Origin of the sequence: Paenibacillus yonginensis (genome assembly GCF_001685395.1) — a bacterium.
Classification (GTDB): Bacteria; Bacillota; Bacilli; order Paenibacillales; family Paenibacillaceae; genus Fontibacillus; species Fontibacillus yonginensis.
This window is the reverse complement of the sequence record NZ_CP014167.1, coordinates 3,232,256-3,255,391: the sequence shown is the minus strand read 5'-3', so window position 1 is coordinate 3,255,391 and position 23,136 is coordinate 3,232,256. Positions and strand designations below refer to the sequence as shown.

Below are 23,136 nucleotides of genomic sequence, written 5' to 3'. Positions count from 1 at the left end.
AAACCATGAGAAATGAAGTCCAGTTCGAAGTTTTCGGCGACTACGCTTTATTCACCGATCCTCTAACCAAAATTGGAGGTGAGAAGCTATCTTACAGTGTGCCTACCTACCAGGCAATTAAAGGCATACTAGAGTCCATCTACTGGAAGCCGACTATCATGTACATCATCGACGAACTACGTGTAATGAATCCGATCCAGATGGAATCGAAAGGCGTGCGTCCGATGGATTACGGGGGCGGGAACACGCTGGCTAATTATACGTATCTTAAGGATGTCCATTATCAAGTGAAGGCCCATTTTGTCTTTAACGAACACCGGCCGGATCTCGCCTTTGACCGCAATGAAGGGAAGCATTACAGCATCCTTCAGCGTTCGTTGAAGGCGGGTGGACGCAGAGATATTTTCCTTGGTACTAGAGAATGTCAGGGATATGTACAGCCTTGTGAATTTGGCAGTGGAGAGGGTTTTTACGATACGGATGAAAGAACGCAGTATTTAGGAACGATGGTCCATGGGTTCAATTATCCCGATGAAACAGGGGTGAATGAGCTTTCAGTAAGGCTATGGCCTGTTGAGATGAAACAAGGGTACATCGAGTTTCCGAAGCCGGCAGAGTGTACGATTGTTCGTTCGGTTAGAGAGATGAAGCCTAAATTATTCCATTCGGATGACATCGAGTCTGCGGAACAACTGCTTCGTGATTTAGGAGGTGAATGAGATGAGTTGGCTGCTCCACCTATATGAGACGTATGAGGCTAATTTGGATCAAGTCGGGAAAACGGTGAAAAAAAGGAGCGACCGGGAATACACGCTGCTGCCGGTTTCGCATACGACCCAGAATGCACATATAGAGGTTACGATCGATGAAGACGGTGATTTTCTGGAGGCCAAGGTATTGGAGAAAGAGAGCACTTTAATTCCCTGCACAGAGGAATCAGCAAGTCGGTCAGGTTCCAAGGTTGCTCCATACCCGTTACATGACAAGTTAAGTTATGTCGCTGGCGACTTCGTTAAGTATGGCGGTCAGATCAAAAATCCGGAAGAAATCCCTTTTGACAAGTATATCCGTAATTTGGAGGAATGGGCCAATTCGCCCTATGCGACGGAGAAACTGAAATGGATTTATACGTATTTGCGCAAGGGGCGGTTAATCGAGGACCTGGTTGCCGCAAAAATAATCAAACTCGACGAAAACCAGAAATTGATAGAGAAATGGGATGATAAATACACGGCCAGGCTCGGGGAAAAGCCGCCTATTTTCTCCAGCGGGGCTGCGGAGACATCCAGCGCTTTTATTAGATTTAATGCGTTTACCCCTGATTCACCGGAGGATGTATGGAAAGACAAAGCGATGTTTGATTCGTTTATTGCCTTTTACAATCAGAAGCTGGGGGAACAGGACGTTTGTTTCGTTACCGGAGACACTCGTCCGAGTACGGAGCGGCATGCGAACAAAATTCGCCATGCGGCAGACAAAGCAAAGTTAATTTCTGCGAATGACAGTTCTGGCTTCACCTTTCGCGGACGATTTAAATCGAGCAAGGAAGCGGTAGCAATCAGTTATGAGGTGTCGCAGAAAGCGCATAACGCCTTGAAATGGCTGATTCACCGCCAGGGGAAAACGATTGATGAACGTGTCTTTCTGGTATGGGGCAACGATAACAATCCGGTTCCCAATACCGATGAGGATATCGTAGACATGATGCAGCATTCAGGCCGGGAGATCGAACGAGAACCGGATACGGACAAGCCGTACGCCGATCAGGTCAAACGAGCGATTGCCGGCTACCGGAATGACCTGACCTACCAGGCAGAGGTGAATATTCTCGTTCTGGACTCGGCAACGACGGGCCGGATGGCCGTGCTTTACTACCGTCATCTGACTAAAGAGCTGTATTTGAACCGATTGGAAGAATGGCATAAGTCTTGTGCCTGGGAGCATCGGTATCGCAAGGATGAAGAGCAGTTTATCTCATTTTATGGAGCGCCGGCGACCAAGGATATTGCTTTTGCTGCTTACGGCCCAAGGGCGAGTGAGAAGATCGTCAAAGGTTTGATGGAACGGATCATTCCTTGCATCGTGGATGGACGCGCGGTCCCCCGAGACATTGTTAGAAGTGCCTTTCACCGGGCATCGAATCCGGTTTCGATGGAACGGTGGGAATGGGAGAAGACGCTAAGTATTGCATGCGCACTGATTCGGAAAGGGCTGTTGGAAAAAGAAGAAGGGGAGGAATGGAATGTGCCGCTAAACACCGAGTCCAAGGATCGGAGTTATCTGTTTGGCCGCTTGCTGGCTGTGGCGGATGTGCTTGAACGAGGAGCGCTGGGCAAAGACGAGACGAGATCCACCAACGCGATTCGTTATATGAACTCTTTTGCCCAAAATCCGGGCCGTACCTGGAAAACCATTCAAGCCAGCCTGCAGCCTTATCAGGCCAAGCTGGGAACGAAAGCTACTTATTTATCCAAGATGATTGATGAAATCGCCGATCAATTTAAGGATGGCGACTTTAATAATGCTCCTTTAACAGAGCAATATTTGCTGGGATTCTATAGTCAGCGCCGTGAACTTTATAAGAAAAAAGAGGAGGATACAAACGAATGAGCACTCTTGGTCATAAAATCGATTTTGCAGTTATCCTATCGGTTACAAAAGCCAATCCGAACGGAGACCCCCTGAACGGGAATCGCCCTCGCCAAAATTATGACGGACGCGGTGAAATCTCCGATGTTGCGATCAAGCGTAAAATCCGCAATCGCTTGCTGGATATGGGAGAGAAGGTTTTTGTCCAGTCGGATGATAGAAAAGCGGATGAATTCAAAAGTTTGCGTGAACGTGCGGACGCCCATCCGGAGTTGGCGAAGATGCTGAAGGGGAAAAATGCCTCGACGGATGAATTTGCCAAGCTGGCTTGTCAGGAATGGATCGATGTGCGTAGTTTTGGACAAGTATTTGCTTTCAAAGGTTCCGAGCTGTCTGTTGGCGTCCGTGGTCCTGTGTCCATCCATACCGCAACAAGCGTTGACCCGATCGATATTGTCAGCACGCAGATCACCAAAAGCGTCAACTCCGTAACGGGAGACAAGCGCAGCTCCGATACGATGGGCATGAAGCATCGTGTAGATTTTGGCGTGTACGTGTTCAAGGGCAGCATTAACACCCAACTTGCGGAGAAGACAGGTTTTACGGAAGAAGATGCGGAGAAAATTAAACAGGCGTTGATTACGCTGTTTGAAAATGACAGTTCTTCTGCCCGCCCGGAAGGTAGTATGGAAGTCCATAAGGTTTACTGGTGGAACCATTCTTCCAAGCTGGGACAATATTCGTCGGCCAAAGTGCACCGTTCCTTAAAAGTTCAGTCGACATCTACTGAGCCGAAAAATTTTGAAGAACATTATACAATTGAACTAGAGGAACTCGATGGTTTGAATGTCGAGGTTATTAATGGTCGTTAATGACGAGGACCGTTATTTGATGTTGTCGGGGCTCCAGCATTTCCAATTTTGCAAACGTCAGTGGGCCCTGATTCATATCGAACAGCAGTGGGAAGAAAATGTAAGGACGATCGAAGGTCAGCACTTGCATCATAAAGCAGACCAGCCATTTCTCAAAGAAAAGCGTAGAGATAAATTGATCGTTCGAGCAATGCCAATTCAGTCCAAGGAATTGCAGCTCAGCGGAACCTGTGATGTGGTTGAATTTATTCAGGACCCGGATGGAGTAGGATTGGCCGGAGTGGAAGGTACTTATAAGGTCTACCCGGTTGAGTATAAGCGGGGAAAGCCGAAAAAAGGCGACGAAGACGTCATTCAGCTAGCAGCCCAAGCGATGTGCCTGGAAGAGATGATGTTGTGCCGTGTGGATACAGGGTACATATTCTACAACGAGATCAAGCATCGAATCGAAGTTCCGATTAGTGACATGCTGCGGGACCAAGTAAAACAAATGGCCGCTGAAATGCATCATTATTACGATAAACGTCACACACCGAAGGTAAAGACAGGGCCATTTTGCAAAAACTGCTCCTTGCAGCACATCTGTGTGCCTAATCTGATGCATAAACGCTCCGTCCAAAGTTACATAGAGGGGAGGCTGGGCGAATGAGGAAGTTGCTTAATACGTTGTATGTCACTCAGCCTGACACCTACTTGGCACTTGATGGTGACAATGTGTTATTGCTTAAAGGTGATGAGAAGCTTGGCCGGTTGCCGCTTCATAACTTGGAGGCTATCATCAGCTTTGGATACACGGGAGCTAGTCCTGCGTTAATGGGATATTGCGCTGACCGGAATATCGCTATCACCTTCTTGACACAGAGCGGGCGATTCCTGGCAAGAGTGATCGGTGAAAGCCGAGGAAATGTCGTTCTGAGAAAAACGCAGTACCGGATTTCGGATAATGAAGAGGAAGCAACGAAGATCGCCCGAAACTTTATTACAGGCAAAGTCTATAACCACAAATGGGTACTGGAGCGTATGACGCGAGATTATCCGCTGAGAATTGATGTGGAACAATTTAAAATCGTGTCGGGCCAGCTTTCGGATATTTTGCGTGAAGTCCGTAACAGTGTCAGTATGGAAAGTTTGCGAGGCTGGGAAGGTCAAGCGGCGGTATACTACAACCGTGTGTTTGATCAGATGATTTTGCAGCAGAAAGAAGACTTCTTCTTTCATGGAAGATCCAGAAGGCCACCAAAGGATAACGTAAATGCCATGTTGTCTTTCGCTTATACACTTTTAGCTAAAGATACAGCTGCGGCTTTGGAAACAGTAGGGCTCGATGCTTATGTCGGCTTTATGCACCAAGACCGTCCTGGCCGCGCTTCACTGGCTTTGGATCTAATGGAAGAGTTGCGTGGGATTTACGCAGACCGATTTGTGCTCTCGCTGATCAACCGAAAAGAAGTGACAGCCAGTGATTTTGTTACAAAAGAAAACGGGGCTGTGCTGATGACGGACGAGGCGCGCAAAACGTTTCTGAAAGCATGGCAAACCAAGAAACAAGAAAGTATTACACATCCCTATCTGGGTGAAAAAATCTCTTGGGGGCTGGTTCCTTACGTTCAATCCTTATTATTGGCCCGTTTCTTGCGCGGTGATTTAGATGAGTATCCGCCATTCTTATGGAAGTAGGTGAGCCCTAATGCTTGTACTCATTACGTATGATGTTCAAACGTCAGGGGCGGGAGGTGCTGCAAGACTGCGTAAAGTCTCTAAGGCGTGTCAGAATTACGGGCAGCGGGTACAGAATTCCGTGTTTGAATGCATTGTGGATGCGGCCCAGTTCACCGCCTTGAAATTCGAGCTGGCCCAGTTAATCGATGAAGAACAAGATAGCTTGCGCTTTTATCGGTTGGGCAATAACTACAAGACCAAGGTAGAGCATATGGGCGCTAAACCATCATTGGATTTAGAAGACCCCTTAATCTTCTAATGGCTCATGGTGCGAACCCCAAGCGCACATCAAATCCCTGGGAGGTTCGCACCCCGCGTCATTAAAGGGTTTGTCAAGATTTTGGCTGAAATAAATCATGAAAATTCGTGCTCCCAAATGGGTTCGCACTTTGGGGTGTGTGAAGCCTTGTGGCTCAAGGCTTCACAAGGCCCGCTGTCGCTCTCCATGTGAGAGCGTGGATTGAAATAACATAAATAGCAGCTGTGTAAATCTCCTCATTGAGTCGCTCTCCATGTGAGAGCGTGGATTGAAATACGTCTACAGATGAGGATTTACAATAAGTCATTGGAGAGTCGCTCTCCATGTGAGAGCGTGGATTGAAATGGTCCATTCGGAGCAGTTGGAGGATGCTAGTATCTTGTCGCTCTCCATGTGAGAGCGTGGATTGAAATACATCATCAAGCGAAAAGTTTGATACATCGACTGCCGTCGCTCTCCATGTGAGAGCGTGGATTGAAATAGTTCGACAACTTACGACATTAGGAAGTGGATTTACGTCGCTCTCCATGTGAGAGCGTGGATTGAAATACGTAATCAGAAAGACTAATAGATACAGCAAGAGTCGCTCTCCATGTGAGAGCGTGGATTGAAATCTATTCGGGTGCAGGATGAAGAAATGGGAGAGGACGTCGCTCTCCATGTGAGAGCGTGGATTGAAATATCTGGCATATGACCTTACCCCTCTTTTCTCTCGTCGCTCTCCATGTGAGAGCGTGGATTGAAATTGTGCGGTTGTCACTCTGCTATCAATGTCAGCAATAGTCGCTCTCCATGTGAGAGCGTGGATTGAAATTTGCCAAGTGCAATGAGGTCTATTTCAAGTCGCGATGTCGCTCTCCATGTGAGAGCGTGGATTGAAATACCATTAACCCGGACCCTGAAAAGCCGTACATCGGGTCGCTCTCCATGTGAGAGCGTGGATTGAAATCTTTTGTATACTGTTAAATAAGGCGATGTCATGTGGTCGCTCTCCATGTGAGAGCGTGGATTGAAATGTAGCCGATCGAATCGCCTTGGTCTAAGTGAGGAACGTCGCTCTCCATGTGAGAGCGTGGATTGAAATAAACGTGTTGGCGTCATTAACAGCATCCTTGACGAATGTCGCTCTCCATGTGAGAGCGTGGATTGAAATTTGCAAGAAAATGGGTACTTGGGGGAGGAGATTGGTCGCTCTCCATGTGAGAGCGTGGATTGAAATAACGTCTTGCAAGTGGGCCGTTATGGACACGCCAACGTCGCTCTCCATGTGAGAGCGTGGATTGAAATCTGTTCCCGCTTGGCTTTAAGTGGTATGTCCAAAGTCGCTCTCCATGTGAGAGCGTGGATTGAAATAAAAGTGACGGGTGGGCTTGTCCAGCTCCCCAAGTCGCTCTCCATGTGAGAGCGTGGATTGAAATTTTATGGTGCTTCAAAAGGTGGAACTGGATCGTTGTCGCTCTCCATGTGAGAGCGTGGATTGAAATCACCATAGTACCCCATGCTTTTCGATTGCCACCGGTCGCTCTCCATGTGAGAGCGTGGATTGAAATCCGAACGGGGTTCGGAAACGATTAATAGGGTTGCCGGTCGCTCTCCATGTGAGAGCGTGGATTGAAATAAACGGAACATGAACAAAGCTTAATATGATGGTCAAGTCGCTCTTCATGTGAGAGCGTGGATTGAAATAAAAGCTCAGGTTACTACCCCGACATTTACGATCAGTCGCTCTCCATGTGAGAGCGTGGATTGAAATGGAAAGGGGAGAGGAGATGGCAGTTCAATTTACGTCGCTCTCCATGTGAGAGCGTGGATTGAAATCCCTGGTCATTACAGCTCAATGGAGTTGTCCATTGCGTCGCTCTCCATGTGAGAGCGTGGATTGAAATAGCTCCTCTTTTGCTAGGGTGTCGATATGTAAATGTCGCTCTCCATGTGAGAGCGTGGATTGAAATCAGTAGTAGAGTCCACTTTGACCCCACCACCAAAGTCGTCGCTCTCCATGTGAGAGCGTGGATTGAAATCAAACATAGGAGGCATAAGCTGACGTCGATCCTGTCGCTCTCCATGTGAGAGCGTGGATTGAAATCTATCCGAGTATTGCCTTTACTTTTTCACCTATCCAAGTCGCTCTCCATGTGAGAGCGTGGATTGAAATGGCTAAATGCTGTTGGTTCCAATCTGCAGTGTCGGCGTCGCTCTCCATGTGAGAGCGTGGATTGAAATTCTTTGTGCATGCTGCTCTTTACGTCTTTTACATGTCGCTCTCCATGTGAGAGCGTGGATTGAAATTATCTCCCGGCGATCGGAAAGCTTAAAAGCCAGGTCGCTCTCCATGTGAGAGCGTGGATTGAAATTCCGACGTTGACGCCTTTACTTCCACATCAAAACCGTCGCTCTCCATGTGAGAGCGTGGATTGAAATTGGTCAAGCTGCTCCTGATTATGAGGACAGGTTGGGTCGCTCTCCATGTGAGAGCGTGGATTGAAATATCAGAACCCGAACCAAAATATTTATCCATCGGGTCAAGTCGCTCTCCATGTGAGAGCGTGGATTGAAATATTGCCCGTATAGGTATAACCTTGAGAAGAATCGTCGCTCTCCATGTGAGAGCGTGGATTGAAATCTAAGGCTACCACGATAATAAACCAAGTAGCCGTGTCGCTCTCCATGTGAGAGCGTGGATTGAAATCGCAGATAAAACACGGTGTTCGTCGGCCCATTCGGGTCGCTCTCCATGTGAGAGCGTGGATTGAAATCCGATGGATGCAGTAGAAACATCCGTCTATTGTCGGTCGCTCTCCATGTGAGAGCGTGGATTGAAATTCTCGCAGAGACATGTGCTAACTATCTTCGAAAGTCGCTCTCCATGTGAGAGCGTGGATTGAAATCGAAATATCACATTCGAACCGATGATCAACTCCTGGTCGCTCTCCATGTGAGAGCGTGGATTGAAATAACTCTTTGCGGATGATGCCGAAAAAGAGAAGGAGTCGCTCTCCATGTGAGAGCGTGGATTGAAATCAATCGACGCCGATTCCGTTGACCTGGACATCGATTGTCGCTCTCCATGTGAGAGCGTGGATTGAAATAAACTGGACAATGGCAAGGTACTCGGTTTTGTGTCGTCGCTCTCCATGTGAGAGCGTGGATTGAAATTTCTATAAAGTCAACAGTAGTTATACTCATTCCAGTCGCTCTCCATGTGAGAGCGTGGATTGAAATCGCGATTGCTAGGCTCATTAAATAGAGCTTGTCGCGGTCGCTCTCCATGTGAGAGCGTGGATTGAAATAGGGCAAGGCTGCCGTCAGTATGAAGAATATTGGAGGTCGCTCTCCATGTGAGAGCGTGGATTGAAATGAAAAGAGAAAGCTGGCTGTAGAGGATGAGCTTGCGGGTCGCTCTCCATGTGAGAGCGTGGATTGAAATCTTGATTACTTGAAGAACCAGTGTGTTGTACTGCGTCGTTCCCCATGTGAGAGCGCGAAATTCAAAACAGTGGTTGCCTGAGTCGGAAATGAATCGCTGCAAATTGATCTGAGTTTATGAATTTATCTTGTTATATACGAATTTTTGAATTGGAGAACACTATGGACAGACGAGATTTTATTTTTTCTTTAGCGTATTTGCCATTGTTAGTACGTTTAAGATGCAAGGAAATGGCTAAATTACCGACCTTCCTTGGTTCTACTTTACATGGTGTTGTGGGGTGGACGTTGCTGAATAACAGAGAGACATATGAATATCTTTTTGAAAATCGCAGATTGGGTGGGGCGAAGCAGGATATTGTGAATCCTTACATGATTGAACCTCCAAGATCGCGAAGCGTCTATCATCCGGGAGATGAACTTTGCTTCAGGTTTGTTCTGTTTGGAGAGGCAATCCGTTATGCGGAGGAAGTAGTAACTGCTTTGGCTAAGGCTGCTATTTTCGCAATTGGGGCCGAGCGGAAGCAATTTGAATTGTTGGATATTCTGCATGCTGAACACTTTCAACCGATTTGGCAGCAAGGACATTTTCATCACGATTCTATGGTGATTGTTAATCTCGAGAAGGTTGCAGTACCTGAGTCTGCTTCATGGTGTTCCGTACATTTATTAACGCCAGTCCGGATTAGACGTGGTGGAGAATTGGTGCAAAACATCAATTTTCCCACAATTATACGAGGTGTAACTCGCAGAATCCAGGCTTTAACTGAGCGTTACGGCGGCTATATCGACCAAGCTAAAGCAGCGGAAGCCATTGCCTTTTCAAAAAACATAAGAGAGCTATCCTCCGGCTTGTATTTAAATGAAATGCACCGATATTCCAATCGCAAAAGCGAGTCGATGGATTGGAGCGGAATGCTAGGGGCCATGACCTTTGCAGGCCAGCTTGCTCCATTTACACCGTGGTTAAAGGCTGCGCCGATTTTGCATATCGGACGAAATACAACCTTTGGTTGCGGACAACTGGATGTTATTATTCGATGAAAAAAGTGAAGATATGATTTCCAACGCGTGCCATCCGGCCGAGCAACTAAATGATGAGCTTCGTGTTTTTGCTGAAGAAATCAATCAAGGGTACAAGGGTTATCTACAGAAAGTTGCTCTGGAACAAGAAGAGCAGTTGTCGCTATTGAAGATTGAGAATGAGCGCAAAGATCGGGTGGAGAGACGGATGCAAGATGTTATTGATCGCGCATCCGCTGAGTATTTGTTTGGCATTGAAGGTTTTAATGATACGCCAAAGCTGTTATTTAATGATTTGGTGGTTGATTCAGTCGAGTCAGCTGCGGATCGGGACGCTCTGTTCTCCATTGATACCAAAAACAAGATTGAAGATGTAAAACTAAAAGACAGGGAAAATGTTGCTGCTAATCCGCGTACATACCGGGTTGTTCGTCCTGGAGTCACCTTTGTCGGCGATGTTATATTGTATCGGCTTGAGCTTTTGGGAGATGTGGGCATGCAGCAAAGAATAATAGAATTTATTGAGCGGCTTCTGCTTCAATTTAACGAAGGATTTTATCGTCTGGGCAACTCGGGCAGCCGTGGTTACGGCCGTGTACAGGTTAATGTTGGGAAGGAGGAGGTCCAACTTGGCTGAGTGGGTGAAATATCGAGTTGATTTAAGGCTGGTTGGACGCCTTACACAAATTCCGGACTCCCAGAAAATATTCGGAGCCTTGATGTACCGTTATGCAGAGTATACCTCAGGGGATAAAACCGCAGCATTTGTCGCTGCTGTAAAGGAATCTTCATATGGTTTTATGTTATCCAACCTGATGCCTAAGGGGTATTTGCCTATGCCCCAGACATATGTGTTAAGCAGATTAATGAGTACTTTGAAAGAGCCGGATAAGTCATTCTATAAATTACTCAAAAAACGCCTGTTTGCTCCTATAGAGCGGATGGAGCAAATCGTCTCAAGACCGGGGAACTTACCCGATCCCTATATCGAAGTAGAGCAGACCCAACAGATTCATGCAGCTATTGATAGCAAACGCTATAATTTTCCCGCCTTGGACCCCAATTTATATTCTGTACCTGAGGTCGTAGTTCGGGAGGTTACGGCTTCAACAGATGAGAAAAAACCAGAAGCTCGTGCCCGTTTTATCCAGGATTTTTCTTTTTATATCGGTCTGGAGAAACGTTCAGAGCATGACATCATGATCGAAATGTTACATCACGCTAAAACTAGCGGTAGAGCATTCGTTCTGGGAGCCAGGAGTTCACAAGGTCTTAACACCTTTGAAATCGTTGGGATTCACGAGGAGACACATAAGTCCTCAGTTGGTGAAGGATTCTATTTAAATCTGGGGATGCTGCTTCTCCGGAATATTGATTTTTCCAAGTCCAGCTTGAAGTTGTTTACTTCCGAACGTCGTCCATTCAGTTCGAAGTTAGGCTGGGATGAATCGATGAAAGGTCGCTTCATTAGTTTTATTGAAAGTGGCAGTGTGGTGTATGTGAACCATACAATTGAAACCGCTGGCGGCTGTGTACCGTCTCCTTTTCACCAGAAAGAGATTGTGTTTGGTAGGGCCTATTTATACCCGCTGGCCGGATTGGAGGCTGTGAAATGAAACGCTATGCATATAGATTGCAGACCATTTCCTGTCTTGCTCTATCACCGCGGGATCATCAAGGATTCTATAAGGCTGCTGGCGATTTCGAGACTAAGGATATTCGTATATCTGATCATCGGGACAAGCTGGAGAGCGGGGAAAATAAAGTCAACATCATATATCCGTTCTATCAATATGGGACGTATCCAAAGTATGATCCAAAGAATACTCAGTATTATATTCCAGGGTCATCGATCAAAGGGGCTATTCTCGCTAAGGATTCTACGAAATCAGGATCAGGTGTACAATCCAGGGACCAAGCTTATGGTGGACGATGTATCCGTAAAAGCCGAGGATCTTCGGCTTCATCCGCTCTATAAAGTGCAAAATATGGAATCTGAATTGGATTCTGCTATTGAGCTTGGTGGATTTTTTTCCTAATATGGCAGTAGAGATGTTGACTCGTGACTGTGAATATAAAGGGGAAATGTTTGGGAACGGTGAGTATATTCGTGAACGTTTATCCTGTTCACAGCAGGCAACAAAAGAAAAGTTGGGACAGTTTATAAGGCTGTTGGATAAGGCGGGTATGGATGGACAGCGAAAAGTAAAGGGGCGTTCGTATGTCATGCTTCAGGATATGCAGAAGGGTGCAAAGCAAATCGTGGAGGAGATTGAAGGAAACAAAGATTCTTTTATTTTGATAATGGGTGGATTTAAGGGATTAGCTTTGTCCAGACAACTTTCGACTATGGATGGAGTAAAAAGTGCAATCTATGTGGATCATGTTGAAGGATCTTATTTACCACATGGTTTGGTTAGAATGATTCCCGAAATGATGTAACAGCAATTTTAGAGGTCTGGTGCGAACCCCAAGCGAACATGGTTTTCCTGGGGGATTCGCACCACGCGCCCCGCACGGCCAGATAGCATATTGGCCTCTTTTTTGCTATGCTTGAAGCAGCCTTTTACGAGGTTCGCACTTTTCGGCCTCTGAGCCCTTGCTGGGCCTGGGCTCATTTCGGGCGCTGTCGCACCTCACGTAGGTGCGTGGATTGAAATATGATGGAGATTTGCTTTTAATTAGAAAACAGGACGGTCGCACCTCACGTAGGTGCGTGGATTGAAATCCAATTGTTGCGGCAACACGCAAAGCTGAAGAAGAGTCGCACCTCACGTAGGTGCGTGGATTGAAATGCTTTACATCAAGGCTCTAGCCGCTAACCCGGATAGGCGTCGCACCTCACGTAGGTGCGTGGATTGAAATCGATATGCGTGGCGCTAACTTGAGTCGTGCAGTTATGTCGCACCTCACGTAGGTGCGTGGATTGAAATTTTGAATAACCGTTATCGATTCTCGCTTGTTTAAAGTCGCACCTCACGTAGGTGCGTGGATTGAAATTCTAACAGATATACTATTACAGAGGAAGGAAAAATGTCGCACCTCACGTAGGTGCGTGGATTGAAATCTGCTCTTGCTTCTGTGGCCACTCATAACGTAACCGTCGCACCTCACGTAGGTGCGTGGATTGAAATCTTATTAGCCCATATAGCGCGTTCTGTGCGAATGGGTGTCGCACCTCACGTAGGTGCGTGGATTGAAATCTGCGGAGTGAAAATGAAGCTTACCAAGTATCAGGGAGTCGCACCTCACGTAGGTGCGTGGATTGAAATGCTTCCGGTAAACATCGTCCGTAAAGTCTTTCTCCGTCGCACCTCACGTAGGTGCGTGGATTGAAATCTTGATACGCCAGAATTAAACTTGTGCCGTCTGGGTCGCACCTCACGTAGGTGCGTGGATTGAAATTAGAGTACCGGCAAACTTCAGTTTTAATGCTTGAGCGTCGCACCTCACGTAGGTGCGTGGATTGAAATCCGTGAATACCCCCGTGATAAAGTCGATAATGCCGCCGTCGCACCTCACGTAGGTGCGTGGATTGAAATTGTTTAAAAGCTTCTTGGATACCCAAACCCCCGGCGTCGCACCTCACGTAGGTGCGTGGATTGAAATGTTGACCAGGCGTGTATAGTTAACGGCATTAATGTCGCACCTCACGTAGGTGCGTGGATTGAAATCTAAAACTGTAACAGACGGCATCTGGAAGCGTGCAGGTCGCACCTCACGTAGGTGCGTGGATTGAAATTCCTAAGTGTTCATAATCGACTTTGTAATCATCGTCGCACCTCACGTAGGTGCGTGGATTGAAATTGGATAAGGGTTATATCGAAGTAGTAGAAGAAGACGTCGCACCTCACGTAGGTGCGTGGATTGAAATACAGCCGACGATTGCCAAGCTAAGATTTACCGGGTCGCACCTCACGTAGGTGCGTGGATTGAAATCTTTTAAGGTTCGCGGTGTGCTGCTGCATATGGCGTCGCACCTCACGTAGGTGCGTGGATTGAAATCATAAGTCACCCCGTTAATTGTTTTGTATACGGCATCGTCGCACCTCACGTAGGTGCGTGGATTGAAATGGACTGGTCTTCATAATGGGTTATATTTCTCAAGGTCGCACCTCACGTAGGTGCGTGGATTGAAATTTTTCTTTTATGTAGTTATTGCATGCATTAAGTAGTCGCACCTCACGTAGGTGCGTGGATTGAAATCAAGCATCCAGTATGGTATACCTGATAAGTATTTCGTCGCACCTCACGTAGGTGCGTGGATTGAAATATTCGCAGGCCATTTTTCACGTCCAATCGAATAAGAGTCGCACCTCACGTAGGTGCGTGGATTGAAATAAGTGGTTATAATGTCCTACAAAGACTGGACGGCAGTCGCACCTCACGTAGGTGCGTGGATTGAAATAAGTGGTTATAATGTCCTACAAAGACTGGACGGCAGTCGCACCTCACGTAGGTGCGTGGATTGAAATCACCTCGCAACTACCAAATGTGTTGTTATCATCGTCGCACCTCACGTAGGTGCGTGGATTGAAATACCGATTGGAATATTATCAGCATGAACCGTAGGTATGGTCGCACCTCACGTAGGTGCGTGGATTGAAATACCTGGGTTGTCCGTATAAACGGCATCAACCGAAGTCGCACCTCACGTAGGTGCGTGGATTGAAATCTATATACGATGATGTAACGACATTGACGAAAGCGAGGGTCGCACCTCACGTAGGTGCGTGGATTGAAATATCCGGAAGATCAACCGTCATGCCAGCCATACTAGTCGCACCTCACGTAGGTGCGTGGATTGAAATCTGTAATGAGGTGATCTTATAGTGTTGAAGGCTACGTCGCACCTCACGTAGGTGCGTGGATTGAAATCTATATACGATGATGTAACGACATTGACGAAAGCGAGGGTCGCACCTCACGTAGGTGCGTGGATTGAAATATCCGGAAGATCAACCGTCATGCCAGCCATACTAGTCGCACCTCACGTAGGTGCGTGGATTGAAATCTGCCTCTCCGGTCCATCCGGTTACCCCTACGAATTTCTTAGTCGCACCTCACGTAGGTGCGTGGATTGAAATCGGAAGCGCTCGACGTTGACGGACGGTTGCACACGTCGCACCTCACGTAGGTGCGTGGATTGAAATGTTTTCGACGGCGTCAGGCCGGAGCTTGGATACGGCATCCGTCGCACCTCACGTAGGTGCGTGGATTGAAATCTGAACGGATCGACCGGACGATTCCGGTTTCCCTGGTCGCACCTCACGTAGGTGCGTGGATTGAAATGCATCGCTGCAGCCTTCGAGCTGAAAAGGTCGCCCATCGTCGCACCTCACGTAGGTGCGTGGATTGAAATCTTATCTGCAAGAGCTTTAAATCGATCCGCATTAGGTCGCACCTCACGTAGGTGCGTGGATTGAAATCGGAAGTGGTATCGCTCGTTAATCGCGTACACACCGTCGCACCTCACGTAGGTGCGTGGATTGAAATTTTTGTGGCAATAATCATTTCGGCCAAACGATCGGAGTCGCACCTCACGTAGGTGCGTGGATTGAAATTTTGTGGTCACGACAATTTGGGTGACGCCGGAGCGTCGCACCTCACGTAGGTGCGTGGATTGAAATTCCTTTGCTTCTTCCCAATCTTGTTCTGCCCATGGTCGCACCTCACGTAGGTGCGTGGATTGAAATCTGAAATTTACTCTGTATATCAAATTTAATGGAAGTCGCACCTCACGTAGGTGCGTGGATTGAAATATTTAAGGACATCGGGGAAAACCTGGTTACGCGGCTGTCGCACCTCACGTAGGTGCGTGGATTGAAATCTACAGGCAGCTCACAAATACGGATATATATAGTCGCACCTCACGTAGGTGCGTGGATTGAAATGCCAAGCAAGCGGTAAAGGATATTACGAATAGTAAGTCGCACCTCACGTAGGTGCGTGGATTGAAATATTCATCCGTCGATAAGCGTGATATCGTGCGTTAAGGTCGCACCTCACGTAGGTGCGTGGATTGAAATAAGTATTTAAAAATGATTTGTTTGGTGAACTGCCGTCGCACCTCACGTAGGTGCGTGGATTGAAATCATTAACCGTTCTCGAATCCGGTGTTTGCAATGCAAGTCGCACCTCACGTAGGTGCGTGGATTGAAATACAACAACGCCCCAAGAGCCAGACGCAAGGTCTTTGTCGCACCTCACGTAGGTGCGTGGATTGAAATAATCCAGTATACATGCGTACCAATGGAGGATTGAAGTCGCACCTCACGTAGGTGCGTGGATTGAAATATCTCCCGAAGGAGTGTATAGTGCCAATATACAGTCGCACCTCACGTAGGTGCGTGGATTGAAATCCGGACTGTGAATCCGCCCACGTCCGCCGCAACGACCGTCGCACCTCACGTAGGTGCGTGGATTGAAATCGTCAACAAAAGGACGAAGCAGGCAAGCAAATCGTCGCACCTCACGTAGGTGCGTGGATTGAAATCATAATCCGAAGCGCCCCAACAATGCGCTCCGAGTCGCACCTCACGTAGGTGCGTGGATTGAAATTTTATTCGTGTGAACAAGATTACACAAAAAATGACGTCGCACCTCACGTAGGTGCGCGGATTGAAATCATAAGCCTAACCGACATGGCCCCTATTTATATCGTCGCACCTCACGTAGGTGCGTGGATGTTGCCGGATATACCGGACCAATTTCTGGATCGGCAGGCTGAATCTTTTTTTGCTGCCCAGACGGACCTGTTCGACGAAATGCCGCGAAATCTCCAGAATCATTTTCTTCCAAATCTGAATGTGCTCAGGTTTTAATTTCATTTGATATAGTAATCGCTCGGTGCATAACAGCGTTCATCGTCGGCGCCCAAGTTTACCGCATAACGGCAATGGCGGCAACAAAACAGATCAAGTGGTTTTAATGGCGGTCAGGGGCTGACCACTTATGATGTACAGGAAAAAAATCAGGCTCCGACTGGAAGGTCGCGATTGATTTCTACCTGCAAAAGACATACACAACATGAAATGAAATAGAGCTGGTCAAGGGGAATACCGACATAAGCATGTATGAGGAGAAATTGCTCATGCAAAAAGGTCTTACGGCGTGAAAGGAACGATTTAGACCAGCCCAGTTTTTTTGGACCGGAAAGTTTTATCAGTTTCCTCTAGGGATCATGGCCGAACACGGAGCCGCTGCCGAAGGCGGGGCTACCGGTATTGCACCGATGCTCGTTTAACATTACGTATCTGAACAAAAAAATAGGCATCGACAGCTGCCCTGTTAATAAAATCCGCCGAAGAAGAAGGTTGACATCCCCTTACTTGCCATGTAATATATGAAAAGTTGTTGTTTGAACTTTATGCTGCGATAAACGCAAGCTATTCTATATTCCTTTCGTATAACCTCGCAGGCCGAATCGTGTACACAGGGCGAGGGTTTCTACAGGGAGCCTTAACTTCCTAACTACGAAGCTATGAAAAGAGCTAACACTCCTTTCAGGCTGCGGGGTTAGGATTTTTTGCGTTTCTCACGCTAATCAACAGGGGGATCGAAACTATGAAATATTATATTGCCGTTCTAGCGGGAGCGATGAGTTACGGCATTTTATCTACGATAGTGGTGCTTGCTTACGGGCAGGGCTATGATTTGGGCGAAGTGGTGGGAAGCCAGCTTTTGACAGGATTTATCCTGTCCTGGCTGTTTGCTTTCTTCACCAAAATCAGACAAGGCCGCAAAGCAAGCCCGGCTGTCTCCAAGGCCGCAGCGGCCGAAGGGTTCCAGCAGCTGACCTGGAAGCAGCGCCTGCTGTTGATGGCGGCCGGTACGCCGACCGTTATCACCGGACTGGTGTATTACCATTCGCTGCGCTACATTCCGGCTTCGCTGGCTATCCTGCTGCTGTTCCAGTTCACCTGGATCAGCGTATTGATTCAGGCGGTGCTCAAACGCCAGCGGCCTAATAAGGTCACGCTGCTGACGCTGCTGGTGCTGTTCGGCGGCACTTTGCTTGCTGCAGGGTTCCTGGAGCAGGGGCTTAGCGAATTTAATGTCTGGGGCATCGCGTTTGGCCTGATGTCTGCGGTAAGCTATTCGCTGTTTGTGCTGTTTAGCGGCAAGGCTGTGCCGGCCGCACATCCGGCTTACCGGAGCGCCTGGATGGTGACGGGAGGATTCATCCTTTTGTGCATTCTGTTCCCGCCCACGTTCCTCTTCAACGGATTGATCTGGAGTCAGCTGCTCGTGTTTGGCCTGCTGCTGGGCTTCTTCGGCGCATTCCTTCCGCCCGTGCTGTTTGCGGTTGGCGTTCCTCATACCGGCGGAGATATGGCTGGTATTCTTGGGGCGGCCGAGCTGCCGGTGGCGGTGCTGATGTCCTCGGTCGTGCTGGGTGAGCATGTAAGTGTTCTGCAGTGGGTCGGTGTGGTCATCGTGCTTATCGGCGTGGTTCTGCCGGAGCTGTATAAATACCGGTTGACCCGCTCGAGGATCAGTTATTCTTAACAAGCCGCTGGCCTAGGGTTTTTTAATCATTGTTTTAATTCAATCATTGACCAATACATTTATTAATCAATTCAATCGTTAATCAGTCATGGATTCAGTAAAGCATTCCTAACCGGAATGCTTTTTTCTTCCCAAAACGACTCTTGTCCGCTCTTATTTGATACAAAAAATTCATTTTATTACCGAATTATTGATTTTAATAGCCGCTTTGAAGTAGTATTATGGTCATAGAGGCATTTTGACCAAAGAGATCATAGCAGCAGACGTCGAGTTCAAGAGGAGTGCAAAGTCGTGTTAGAGCTAAGTTTTGACGATCCTGAACAGCTGGTAACGGTGGCGCATGCATTATCGACGCGTTCGCGCGTGGATATTCTGCGTTTGCTGGTGTCCAGAAACCTTAATGTCATTGAGATTTCAGAGCTGCTGAAGCTTCCGGTGTCCACGGTGGCCAACAACATCCGGGTGCTGGAGGCCGCCAAATTGATCAATACTGAACTTCTCCCGGCTTCAAGGGGAGCGATGAAGGTGTGCAGCCGGAATTATGACGATATTCATATCGCGTTAAATCAGGAGAAATCGATCCCCAAAGGCGACATCAGGGTTTATGAGGTGGACGTGCCAATCGGCCATTACAGCGACTGCGAGGTGACGCCGACCTGCGGCATGGCCAATGCCGAAGGGATGATCATCCGCGAGGACGAACCGGCGAGCTTCTATCATCCGAAACATATCAGCGCCCAGATCATGTGGTTCCGCAAAGGTTATGTGGAATATCTGCTGCCGATGGAGATTCCTGCCGGATCGCGCATCGAGGCGCTGGAGCTGTCGATGGAGATGTGCTCCGAAGCCCCGAATTACGACAATAATTGGCCGTCCGATATTTCCGTCTGGATCAATGGCGTCGAGATCGGCATGTGGACCTGTCCGGGCGACTTCGGCGACCGCAGAGGCAAGCTGAATCCGTCCTGGTGGCTGGACTGGTCCACCCAATACGGCCTGCTCAAGACCTGGAAGGTCGACCGGGACAAGACGACGCTGGACATGGAGAAGATTTCTTCGGTTAACCTGAGTCAGCTGAATCTGGATCAGAGTCCGAAGGTCCGTTTAAGAATCGGCATCAAGCCGGATGCGGTCCATCAGGGCGGGATCAATTTGTTCGGCAGGCAGTTCGGCGATTACGAGCAAAATCTGGTGATGAAGGTGCATTTTGTGCCCGAGGAAGAAGAAGCGCAGGCCTAAGCGGCGCATCAGCGTGTTCATAAGTTGTTCTCATAGACTGCTCATAAACTGCGCACAAGCAGGCGCATAAGCAGGTAAAATTCCTTTTGAAAAAGGCTGTTAGTTGCAGGATTGCTGTAGCTAATGGCCTTTTTCACTCTTTTTAATTACAAAATAATTGTTTGAAAGCGTTGACATATAGTCTATACGGCCCTATAATCGCCTTAAATATACAAAAAATATGTAATAAAACGAAATTGGTGTTTGTATCTTTTACTTTAAATTAAAGGGGGAGACACGAATGAAGAAGAGAAGCATCGGTTTTGCAGTTCTGGCATTGCTCTTGTCTTTTTCCGTTATTCTAAGCGCCTGTGGAAGCAGCGGCGGGGGGAACTCGTCCAGCGGCAACAATGGCGGCAACTCAGCAGCATCCGGCAATGACGGTGGTGCGGCTTCCAGCGACTCCGGTTCCGGCAATTCCGGCGGCAGTAAGGTGACGTTATCCTTCTGGACGTTGTTTGACGGCGGGGACGGGGACAACATGCAGGCGATGGTTGACGAATTCAATAAAACCCACCCCAATATTCAGGTGAAAAACACCAAGCTGGCTTGGGGCGAATACTACACCAAGCTGATTACGGCAGTCGGCAACGGCAACGGACCTGACGTCGGCATTTCCCACACCTCTCGTCTCCCGGATCTGATCGACCAAGGCGTCGTTACCGACCTGGACGAAACGGCGGCCGACGCGGGCGTGGACTGGAACTCCTTTAACCAGAACCTGCTGAATGCCACCGTTGTGGATGGCAAACATTACGCGGTGCCAATCGACACGCACCCTTTCATCATGTTCTATAACACTAAGCTGCTGAAGGAAGCCGGCCTGCTGGGCGAAGACGGCAAACCTGTGTTTGAGCAGTCGGCGGACGGATTCATGACTTTCCTCAAAACGCTGAAAGACAAACTTCCGGCCAAAATTACTCCTTTTGCGCTTTCCAACTCCAATGACGACCCTTACCGCTTCTGGTGGGCTTTGTACTCGCAGCTTGGCGGCAACGACCTGGTGGCGGATGATCTGAAGACAGCGGCGGTCGACAAGGAAAAAGGCATCAAAGCGGCCGAGTTTATCCAGAACCTGTACACGCAGGGTTACATTAAGAAAAACGATCCGGATTTCTATAAAAACTTCCAAAGCGGCACCGCGGCCATCATGATGACCGGCGTTTGGGCGACAGGCACCTGGGAGTCCACAAAAGGCCTGGAATTCGGCGCGATGCCGATTCCGAAGATTTTTGACCAGGAAGCGACTTGGGGCGATTCCCATACGATTATTTTACCGGTAACCAAGAAAGACGATCCTGAGAAACGCAAAGCGGCCCTCACGTTCGCCAACTGGATCGCTGATAACGGCCAAATCTGGGCGAAAGCCGGCCATATTCCTTCCAAACCTTCCGTATTGGAGAAAGAGGAATACAAAGCGATGCCTTACCGCAGCGATTACGCGGCCGTAGCCGGCACGGTCAAATTCAACAAGCCGTCCACGAAGAACTGGCAGATCCGCGACAACGTATCCTTCAAATTCCTGAACGAAGTCTGGGCAGGCAAAATGACCCCGGCGGAAGCGATGGACAAAATGCAGGAAGGCGTGCAGAAAGAGCTGAACGACTAAGAGCGGCTCCGGACAAAACACAAAGCACAAGGCATAAGGATTAAGGGACGAACCGGAAGCGAAGGCCTGCTGCAGATTCTGCCATCTTAAGGGATCTATTTGAATCCATGAGGCAGGCCCCGCGGTCGTTCCGGAAACGGGGTGGACGGAAAATGAGAATGAAGAAAGGGAGGGCGGACCTTCAGGCGCTGCTGTTCCTGCTTCCTTTCCTGGCCGTGTACGGCTTGTTCACGATATGGCCGATGCTCAAAGGCGTCGAAATGACGTTCTACAAATGGACGTTGATCCGCAAAATGAGCTACATCGGCTGGGACAACTACCGTGAGGTGCTGCAGGACCGTGAAGTGTGGGAGGCGCTTTGGCACTCCGCCATCTTTGTGGTTTTTACGACGCCGACGATGATTGTCCTGTCGATTACGCTGGCGCTGATTGCCAACCGCAAATCGGTGCTGCAGAAGTTTTACCGGAGCATCTTTTTTATTCCGAGCGTGCTGTCGGTGGCCGTGGCTTCTTATTTGGGTTTGTTTGTGTTCCAGCCCTATACCGGGCTTGTGAACTCGGTGCTTCACCTGTTCGGGATTCTGCCCGAAGGCTCAGAGCTGTTTTGGCTGACCGAAACGGCGCTGGCCTGGGTGGCCATCTCTGTGCTGACCTTGTGGTGGACCGTTGGTTTTAATTTTATTTTGCATCTGTCGGCGATCCAGGAGATTCCCGAGGAAATTTACGAGGCGGCCCGGCTCGACGGGGCGAATGACCGCCAGATGTTCTGGAAGATCACGCTGCCTTATTTGGCGCCGATCACCCGCACCATTACGATGCTGCAGATCATCGCTTCCTTTAAGGTATTTATGCAGATCTATATCATCACCGGCGGCGGCCCGCTCGACAAGACCCGGCCGATCATCCAGCTGATTTACCAGACCGGTTTCAAGAAAAACGACCTCGGCTACGCGGCCACCATGTCGTATCTGCTGTTTGTCATTTTGCTGATCTTGTCCGTGCTGCAATATTGGCTGAATAACCGGAAAGGAGCCGATGTGCGATGAAATGGTTTTACCGGATTTTTTCGATCATCATGGCCATTCTGTTTGCGGCTCCGCTGGTTTGGATGCTAGTCGTTTCGATCAAGGAAGAAGGCATGAAGATCATCACCGTGCTGGACTGGTTTAAACCGCCTTATTCATTTGCTGTTTATGACGAGATTCTGAGCGGGACGAAGTTAACAAACTGGATTGTCAACAGCCTGCTGGTGGCGGTGCTTGTGACGATTTTTACCGTGCTGTTCGCCGCTTTGGCCGGATTTGCTTTATCCAAGCTGCCGTTCCGCTACCGGACGTTGACCTTTTTCCTGGTGCTGGCGGGACTTTTGATTCCGGGCGAAGCCACGATCATTCCGCTGTATCAGGTGGCCAAGGATATGAGCCTGCTGAATTCCTATCAGGGTTTGATCATCCCGGCGCTGGCATCTCCGGTAGCGGTCATCGTGCTCAAAAGCTTCTTCGACGGCATTCCGAACGACCTGCTCGAAAGCGTGCAGATTGACGGCGGGGGCACGTGGCGGATTTTTACGCGGATGATGCTGCCGCTGACGAAACCGGCGATGGCTTCGATGGCGATCCTGACGTTTATCGGCTCCTGGAACAACTTCCTGTGGCCGTTCCTGTCCATTACGGACGACAACCTGTTTACGCTGCCGATGGGCATTCCGACCCTGATGAGCCAATATTCCGAAGACTACGTGAAACCGATGGTCATCAACGCGATTTCTTCGATTCCGATAATCATTTTGTTCGTCATCTTTGAACGCCAGATCGTCAAAGGCATCAGCATGTCGGGCATTAAAGGGTGAA

Annotated in this window: 15 protein-coding genes, 2 CRISPR repeat arrays and 1 riboswitch; all 15 genes read left to right on the top strand. The window is 48.5% G+C overall.

What is annotated here, in order from left to right:
* The first annotated feature begins 5 nt into the window (after window positions 1–5).
* The 15 genes from cas5c to AWM70_RS14640 all read left to right on the top strand — a co-directional run bounded on the left by cas5c (window position 6) and on the right by AWM70_RS14640 (window position 23,135).
* Entirely contained in the window at window positions 6–719 is a 714-nt protein-coding gene (cas5c, locus tag AWM70_RS14715; RefSeq protein ID WP_068697652.1) for a type I-C CRISPR-associated protein Cas5c, read from the top strand.
* 1 nt (window position 720) lies between these two features.
* Window positions 721–2,610, top strand: coding sequence for a type I-C CRISPR-associated protein Cas8c/Csd1 (gene cas8c, locus AWM70_RS14710; protein ID WP_068697648.1), 1,890 nt, complete (start codon window positions 721–723; stop codon window positions 2,608–2,610).
* Window positions 2,607–3,461: a type I-C CRISPR-associated protein Cas7/Csd2 gene (gene cas7c / locus AWM70_RS14705; RefSeq protein ID WP_068697645.1), complete on the top strand. Its 855-nt coding sequence runs from the start codon at window positions 2,607–2,609 to the stop codon at window positions 3,459–3,461. Before cas8c ends, cas7c begins: the two co-directional genes overlap by 4 nt.
* Window positions 3,451–4,110, top strand: a complete 660-nt coding sequence (cas4, locus tag AWM70_RS14700) for a CRISPR-associated protein Cas4 (RefSeq protein ID WP_068697641.1) — start codon at window positions 3,451–3,453, stop codon at window positions 4,108–4,110. Before cas7c ends, cas4 begins: the two co-directional genes overlap by 11 nt.
* Entirely contained in the window at window positions 4,107–5,138 is a 1,032-nt protein-coding gene (gene cas1c, locus AWM70_RS14695) for a type I-C CRISPR-associated endonuclease Cas1c (protein ID WP_068697639.1), read from the top strand. The genes cas4 and cas1c overlap by 4 nt, the downstream gene beginning before the upstream one ends.
* A gap of 10 nt (window positions 5,139–5,148) precedes the next feature.
* A complete protein-coding gene (gene cas2 / locus AWM70_RS14690; RefSeq protein WP_068697636.1) occupies window positions 5,149–5,439 on the top strand; it encodes a CRISPR-associated endonuclease Cas2 in 291 nt (96 codons plus the stop codon).
* Window positions 5,440–5,615: 176 nt separating this feature from the next.
* Window positions 5,616–8,866: a CRISPR direct-repeat array (repeat unit 32 nt; unit sequence GTCGCTCTCCATGTGAGAGCGTGGATTGAAAT).
* 161 nt (window positions 8,867–9,027) lie between these two features.
* Window positions 9,028–9,909: a CRISPR system precrRNA processing endoribonuclease RAMP protein Cas6 gene (cas6, locus tag AWM70_RS14685; protein WP_068697634.1), complete on the top strand. Its 882-nt coding sequence runs from the start codon at window positions 9,028–9,030 to the stop codon at window positions 9,907–9,909.
* Window positions 9,893–10,525 (top strand): hypothetical protein, encoded by a 633-nt coding sequence (locus AWM70_RS14680; RefSeq protein WP_068697632.1) that lies wholly within the window; start codon window positions 9,893–9,895, stop codon window positions 10,523–10,525. The genes cas6 and AWM70_RS14680 overlap by 17 nt, the downstream gene beginning before the upstream one ends.
* Complete coding sequence (locus AWM70_RS14675) at window positions 10,518–11,504, top strand: hypothetical protein (protein ID WP_083180326.1); 987 nt, start codon at window positions 10,518–10,520, stop codon at window positions 11,502–11,504. Before AWM70_RS14680 ends, AWM70_RS14675 begins: the two co-directional genes overlap by 8 nt.
* A 424-nt stretch (window positions 11,505–11,928) precedes the next feature.
* Window positions 11,929–12,330, top strand: a complete 402-nt coding sequence (locus AWM70_RS14665; protein WP_068697623.1) for a hypothetical protein — start codon at window positions 11,929–11,931, stop codon at window positions 12,328–12,330.
* Window positions 12,331–12,516: 186 nt separating this feature from the next.
* A CRISPR array of direct repeats spans window positions 12,517–16,582; the repeat unit is 32 nt; unit sequence GTCGCACCTCACGTAGGTGCGTGGATTGAAAT.
* Between the two features lie 690 nt (window positions 16,583–17,272).
* Window positions 17,273–17,384: riboswitch (purine riboswitch) on the top strand.
* A gap of 70 nt (window positions 17,385–17,454) precedes the next feature.
* Window positions 17,455–18,399, top strand: coding sequence for an EamA family transporter (locus tag AWM70_RS14660; protein WP_068697622.1), 945 nt, complete (start codon window positions 17,455–17,457; stop codon window positions 18,397–18,399).
* A 291-nt stretch (window positions 18,400–18,690) separates the two neighbouring features.
* A complete protein-coding gene (locus tag AWM70_RS14655) occupies window positions 18,691–19,638 on the top strand; it encodes an ArsR/SmtB family transcription factor (protein ID WP_068697621.1) in 948 nt (315 codons plus the stop codon).
* A gap of 280 nt (window positions 19,639–19,918) precedes the next feature.
* Complete coding sequence (locus tag AWM70_RS14650; protein ID WP_068697619.1) at window positions 19,919–21,286, top strand: ABC transporter substrate-binding protein; 1,368 nt, start codon at window positions 19,919–19,921, stop codon at window positions 21,284–21,286.
* Between the two features lie 152 nt (window positions 21,287–21,438).
* Window positions 21,439–22,332: a carbohydrate ABC transporter permease gene (locus AWM70_RS14645; RefSeq protein ID WP_068697617.1), complete on the top strand. Its 894-nt coding sequence runs from the start codon at window positions 21,439–21,441 to the stop codon at window positions 22,330–22,332.
* Window positions 22,329–23,135 (top strand): carbohydrate ABC transporter permease, encoded by an 807-nt coding sequence (locus AWM70_RS14640; RefSeq protein WP_068697615.1) that lies wholly within the window; start codon window positions 22,329–22,331, stop codon window positions 23,133–23,135. Before AWM70_RS14645 ends, AWM70_RS14640 begins: the two co-directional genes overlap by 4 nt.
* Window position 23,136: the final 1 nt, after the last annotated feature.

Coding starts and splice junctions, on each gene's coding strand:
- cas5c (WP_068697652.1), top strand. CDS start 6: ATGAGAAATGAAGTCCAGTTCGAAGTTTTCGGCGACTACGCTTTATTC.
- cas8c (WP_068697648.1), top strand. CDS start 721: ATGAGTTGGCTGCTCCACCTATATGAGACGTATGAGGCTAATTTGGAT.
- cas7c (WP_068697645.1), top strand. CDS start 2,607: ATGAGCACTCTTGGTCATAAAATCGATTTTGCAGTTATCCTATCGGTT.
- cas4 (WP_068697641.1), top strand. CDS start 3,451: ATGGTCGTTAATGACGAGGACCGTTATTTGATGTTGTCGGGGCTCCAG.
- cas1c (WP_068697639.1), top strand. CDS start 4,107: ATGAGGAAGTTGCTTAATACGTTGTATGTCACTCAGCCTGACACCTAC.
- cas2 (WP_068697636.1), top strand. CDS start 5,149: ATGCTTGTACTCATTACGTATGATGTTCAAACGTCAGGGGCGGGAGGT.
- cas6 (WP_068697634.1), top strand. CDS start 9,028: ATGGACAGACGAGATTTTATTTTTTCTTTAGCGTATTTGCCATTGTTA.
- AWM70_RS14680 (WP_068697632.1), top strand. CDS start 9,893: ATGTTATTATTCGATGAAAAAAGTGAAGATATGATTTCCAACGCGTGC.
- AWM70_RS14665 (WP_068697623.1), top strand. CDS start 11,929: ATGGCAGTAGAGATGTTGACTCGTGACTGTGAATATAAAGGGGAAATG.
- AWM70_RS14660 (WP_068697622.1), top strand. CDS start 17,455: ATGAAATATTATATTGCCGTTCTAGCGGGAGCGATGAGTTACGGCATT.
- AWM70_RS14650 (WP_068697619.1), top strand. CDS start 19,919: ATGAAGAAGAGAAGCATCGGTTTTGCAGTTCTGGCATTGCTCTTGTCT.
- AWM70_RS14645 (WP_068697617.1), top strand. CDS start 21,439: ATGAGAATGAAGAAAGGGAGGGCGGACCTTCAGGCGCTGCTGTTCCTG.
- AWM70_RS14640 (WP_068697615.1), top strand. CDS start 22,329: ATGAAATGGTTTTACCGGATTTTTTCGATCATCATGGCCATTCTGTTT.